Below are 5,688 nucleotides of genomic sequence, written 5' to 3'. Positions count from 1 at the left end.
CAAACTTTGCAACAGAACCTAATTTTCCAACAAATATAAATAGACTTATAAGACTTTAAGTTTATTTGTATTTATACTTAAAATTAAATAGTATATGCAAAAGAAAGGAAAGTAGATGGCATATATTTATTGGTTAGTTTTATTATTTAGTTCTAATCGTAAAATTTAAACGGTGAAAGGGGGGATAAAATAGATTTAGATACGAAAAATCAAATTATTAAGTATATTGAATGATATGTTTTAATAATTAAATAATCTATTTTAATAAATTCCAAGGAGGTTGTTATGAGTATGTTAGAACCTAAAGAAAAGAAACAAATCATTTCTGATAGTGAGGCGGCTGCTTTATTCTTATTGGAGGAAACAATGGGGTATGCCTATCCGTCTGCAATTCGCGCCGTTACTCTTCTAGGAGTTGCTGATCATCTTGTTGATGGACCGAAGACTATTAATGAATTAGCAAATGCTACTAAAGCCGATGGACAAAGACTTCATCGTGTGCTTCGTTTACTAGCTAGTCGTGGAATATTCCATGAAAAAGAAAACGGACAGTATGAGTTAACTAAAGCAGCTGAATATTTACGTACAGACGCAACTGTATCATTACGTTCAGCAGTGCTAATGCTTACTGATGAAACGTTTTGGCGTCCGAGTGGTGAGATTGCCCAAGGCGTTCGTGGTGTCCCTCCTTTTAAACAGATTTATGGAACGACCTTCTGGGAGTACTGGAATGAAAAAGGGCCATCTTCTGAAGATTTTCATAGTGGTATGTCGTCAATGTCGCAAATTGAAAATGAGCTCCTTGTGCGCAGTTATGATTTTTCAGAAGGATCAACAGTTGTTGATATCGCCGGTGGTTTCGGTGGTTTATTACTAAAGATATTACAGAAAAACCCTACTCTTCGTGGTATCTTATTCGATCGTCCGCAGGTTTTGGAGAGACATCGACTAGGAGAGCTAGGTGATGACACACGTTGGGAGCTCCAATCAGGCGATTTTTTCAAATCATGTCCAAGTGGAGATATCTATGTAATCAAATACATTATGCATGATTGGCCAGATGAGCAAGCAACTCGTATTTTAAGAAGTTGCCGAGAAGCAATGGCTCCAGGTGGTCGAGTACTTATTATGGACCCAGTTATCCCACCAGGGAATATCCCACATGCAGGAAAACTACTGGATTTATTAGTTATGACAATTTTTGATGGAGGACGGGAACGTACAGAAGAGGAACTTCGTCAATTATTAGCTGGAGCAGACTTAAAGTTAAATCGTGTTATCGATACTGGTAGCTATGTTTCAATTGTTGAAGCGGTGGCTATTTAAAAGTTGTTTCTATGAGATTTCCCAAAGTTCAAGAAGTGTTCATTTCTTGAATTATTTCAAAAAAATCCAAGACAAATCCAACTATTTTGTTAAATTTGTCTTGGATTTTATTTTGAGTTGATTTTTATATAGAAATTTGAATTCTAAACTAAGAGTTTTGTCTTTTCGTAAAGGGAGAAAACGATGGTTATAGACACAGTACTGGTGAAAGATTTTATGAAATGAGGTGTTCAAGATTTATACTATAGGCATGTATTTGTTAGACAGATTACATGAATTAGGAGTTTGTCACGTCTTTGGGGTAGCCGGAGATTATAATCTTACATTTTTAGATGATGTAATTAATCATGAAGAAATAGATTGGATTGGTACTTGTAATGAGTTAAATGCTGCTTATGCAGCTGATGGATATGCACGCATGAAGGGAATTGGAGCAGTAGTAACAACTTTTGGGGTTGGGGAATTGAGTGCGGTGAATGGAATCGCTGGTGCCTATGCTGAAAAAGTTCCAGTAGTGAAAATCACTGGAGCACCACATACTGATATTATGGAAACAGATTTAGCTGTTCATCATACATTAGGGGATGGAATTTTTGATCATTTTTCGAAAATTTTTCAACAAATCACAGCGGCTCAAGCTTTTTTAACCGTTGAAAACGCAGCAGAAGAAATAGATCGTGTATTATCCTATTGTTGGTTTGAAAAGTGTCCTGTATATATAAATTTTCCAGTTAATGTGGTTAAACAACCAATAGATAAACCTAAAGCTAAGCTGTTAATGCAGGAAAAAACAAATAACATTACAGAAATTGAGTGGGTTTTAGAAAAAATTTTGACAGTGGTTGAAGGGTCAAAGAACCCTATCATATTAGCCGATTATGAAGTGAATCGATATCAGTTAGAGAAGGAATTAAAGGAACTAATGACAATAACAGGTTTTCCAATAGCAACATTAAGTAGAGGTAAGGGAATTGTCGATGAAAGACATCCTCAATTTATTGGAATTTACAATGGAGATTTAAGTCAACCATATGTAAGGGAACGGATTGATAATTCAGATTGTATTATGAGCATAGGTGTCCAATTAACAGACTTAACTACGGGAGGGTTTTCACATCGATTTTCGGATAGAAATACAATTGAAATTAATCAAGGTCAGATAAAAATAAAGAGAGAAATGGGCATAAATATAAACTGTGAGTTAAAAGATGTATTACAGAGATTAATTTCGTTGTTCTATTCAAAGGTAAATTCCGTACCGTTACAAATTAATTCATTCCTTTCTCAATCTATTGATATGACAGTAAAATGTAGAGGTCAAAAAAATAAATTGATTTCTCAAAGATATTTTTGGAATCAGATTTATCATTTTCTTCAATCAGAAGACGTAATACTTGCAGATCAAGGGACAGCATTCTATGGCGCTACGATGATACCATTACCATCAAAATGTAGGTTTATTGGACAGCCATTATGGGGATCGATAGGGTACACTTTACCGGCTTTATTAGGAGCACAATTGGCAGATGTAAATCAAAGAAATATATTGTTTATAGGCGATGGAGCATTTCAAATGGTAAGCCAAGAATTATCTACTATAATACGAGAGCGATTGACCCCAATTATATTCTTATTAAATAATGATGGTTATACCACCGAGCGAATCATACAAGGGGAATTCCAAAAATATAATGACTTACAAATGTGGGATTATTGCCAATTTGCTAAATGTCTAACTTTAGACGAAGAGAATATTTTAATAATGAAAGTATGCGATGAAGAGGAATTCGAAGAGGCCTTATTACAAGCATCTCATGCAGTAAATCATTTAATTTTTATTGAGGTAATAATGGAACGTAGTGATGTACCAGTTTTATTAGATGGGCTTGCAAAAAAATTGCAAAAATAAATTTTTTTGCAGAGTTTCACCAGTAATTAAATATAAATATATACAAGGAAATCCTGTATGATCAGTCATTATTATAATTAATAATACAAATAAAGACGGAGTCTAGTTAAAGATTCCGTCTTTATTTGTATAGAAGAAAAATAATTTTATTGTAAGTGTATTAGATATATCAAGTGACACTTTACAAAATCAATAGAATTTTAGACTGTTCATTATTTATTAAATAATAAAGGGGATTTTACTGTGGGAGCAAGTATTCCTATCTATATTAAAAGTATTAAAGGGTAGATATATCAATAACAAATCGATAACGTACCTCACTATTAAGAACTCGCTCATATGCTTCGCTTATTTGATTAGCACTAATTATCTCAATTTTTGGGGTAATTCCATGTTGAGCGGCAAAATTAATCATTTCTTGTGTTTCTCGAATTCCGCCAACGAGTGAACCGGCAATACTACGACGACCCATGATTAAAGAAAATGCATTGTATTGACTCGGATCAGCTGGTACGCCAACATTTACAAGTGTTCCATCTGTGCTAAGTAGAGATAAATAGTCATCCATATTTAAATTTGCAGACACTGTGTTTAAGATGAAATCGAAATGACCGGCTAGTTTAGTAAATGTAGAAGGGTCATTAGTTGCAAAATAATAATCTGCCCCAAAGCCCAGGGCTTCTTCTTTTTTATTTAAAGATCGACTTAACATTGTTACTTCAGCACCCAAGGCATGCGCAAATTGGATTGCTAGATGACCGAGACCCCCCATTCCCACGATTGCTACTTTCTTTCCAGAATTTACGTTCCAGTGTTTTAATGGAGAATATGTAGTAATGCCTGCACACAATAGTGGGCTTGCTGTATCTAAGTTCAAATTTTCTGGAATATTAATAACGAAATCTTCTGTTACGACTATTTTTGTACTATATCCACCGTATGTTGGATTATTATCATAGTCCAATGAATTATATGTTTGAATAATGCCTTTTGTGCAATATTGCTCATCACCGCGGAGACAATATTCACATTGTCCGCAAGAATCAACAAAGCAACCAACGCCAACACGATCGCCAACTTTAAATTTTTTAACTTCTGTTCCTACTTCGGTGACAATTCCAGTGATTTCATGACCAGGAACCATTGGAAAAATTCCGCCCCCCCAATCATCATGTGCACTATGAATGTCTGAGTGACAAATACCACTAAATTTGATGTTTATTAAGACGTCATGCGGTCTTAAGTCTCTTCGTTCAATGGTAGTTCGTTCAAATGGTGCTCTGGGTCTTGGTACACTTAGAACACGCGTTATTAGTTTTTGTTGATTAATACACATAAGAGATAACACGATCCTTTCTCATTAACATTGAATAATTCAGATGTATATTAATTGAATTTTTGGTTGGTAACAGGTTATAAAATCAGTAATGCTTGCTGTAAATCAATAGAGTTTATAGCTGGAAAATTCTTGAGGAATTTATAATTCTATTTTAATTATTATTTTCACATGATGATGAATATCCTGAGCTATGAAAGGTTTTCTCTTTTTTGAAAAGATTGCCCTGTGATTCTACTATTTTAATTCTTTTAATACCTTTATAATAAAATTTGTAGAATGAAGAGCTGCTCGATCTAAAAATTGATCAAATGTAACATTTGATTCTTTACCAGCAATATCAGAAAGGGCACGAATAATAACAAAAGGAACTTTATATTGATAGCATACTTGTGCTACAGCAGCCGCTTCCATTTCTACTGCATAAAGATTTTCAAATTTATCACAAATTGCCATAACTTGGTTTGGATCACTCATAAATGAATCTCCTGTTGCAATCATACCTTTTACAACTTGAACATTATTTTCTGCTTGCATACATTTTTCAGCTAATGCAACTAGTGCTTCATCAGCCCTAAATCCAGGCGGCATGCCCGGTATTTGACCATGTTCATAGTTAAATGCTGTTACATCTACATCATGATAACGAACTTCTGTTGAAATAACTATATCTCCAACGTTTAAGGAATGATGGAATCCACCAGCAGAACCTGTATTAATTATTTTTTTAGGCTTATATCTTTCTAATAAAATCGTTGTTGACATCGCTGCATTTACTTTACCAATACCAGACTTTAACAAGATTACTTCATGGCCTGCTAATAGTCCTCGCGTAAATTCACAATCTGCAATCGTTTCTGTTTCTGCTTGTTCTAATTTGTTACGCAAAATATAGATTTCCTCTTCCATCGCTCCAATTACAGCAATTCTCAATTTAATCTCCTCCTTTATCATTGATTAGCCATCTATTGCTCGGAGTATTATTAGATAAGTTCTTAAACTCTCTTCTTTGAAATAACCATAACATGAAAATTTTTGATTTATAACTTAGTCATGAATTGTTCAAATAACATAAATAACTTAATAGGGTTCTGTTACAAAGTTTGAAAAAACACAA

Annotated in this window: 4 protein-coding genes; 2 read left to right on the top strand and 2 right to left on the bottom strand. The window is 34.0% G+C overall.

The window, feature by feature from the left end:
- Positions 1 to 285 precede the first annotated feature (285 nt).
- Positions 286 to 1,326 (top strand): methyltransferase, encoded by a 1,041-nt coding sequence (locus CN409_RS29195; protein WP_205684609.1) that lies wholly within the window; start codon positions 286 to 288, stop codon positions 1,324 to 1,326.
- Positions 1,327 to 1,576: 250 nt separating this feature from the next.
- Positions 1,577 to 3,235, top strand: coding sequence for an alpha-keto acid decarboxylase family protein (locus CN409_RS29190; RefSeq protein ID WP_422851046.1), 1,659 nt, complete (start codon positions 1,577 to 1,579; stop codon positions 3,233 to 3,235).
- A 277-nt stretch (positions 3,236 to 3,512) separates the two neighbouring features.
- Here CN409_RS29190 and CN409_RS29185 read toward each other — a convergent pair whose 3' ends face one another.
- Together CN409_RS29185 and mtnN are read right to left on the bottom strand one after the other, a co-directional pair.
- Positions 3,513 to 4,571 carry an NAD(P)-dependent alcohol dehydrogenase gene (locus tag CN409_RS29185; protein WP_097892217.1) on the bottom strand — a complete coding sequence of 353 codons (1,059 nt, stop codon included), beginning with the start codon at positions 4,569 to 4,571 and terminating at the stop codon, positions 3,513 to 3,515.
- A gap of 237 nt (positions 4,572 to 4,808) precedes the next feature.
- Entirely contained in the window at positions 4,809 to 5,504 is a 696-nt protein-coding gene (gene mtnN, locus CN409_RS29180) for a 5'-methylthioadenosine/S-adenosylhomocysteine nucleosidase (protein ID WP_097892211.1), read from the bottom strand.
- Between the last annotated feature and the right edge of the window lie 184 nt (positions 5,505 to 5,688).

The sequence above is a fragment of the Bacillus sp. AFS012607 genome, assembly GCF_002558005.1.
Lineage (GTDB): Bacteria > Bacillota > Bacilli > Bacillales > Bacillaceae_G > Bacillus_A > Bacillus_A thuringiensis_S.
Note: the sequence above shows the minus strand (reverse complement) of the source record. Positions and strands in the feature narration are given on the sequence as shown.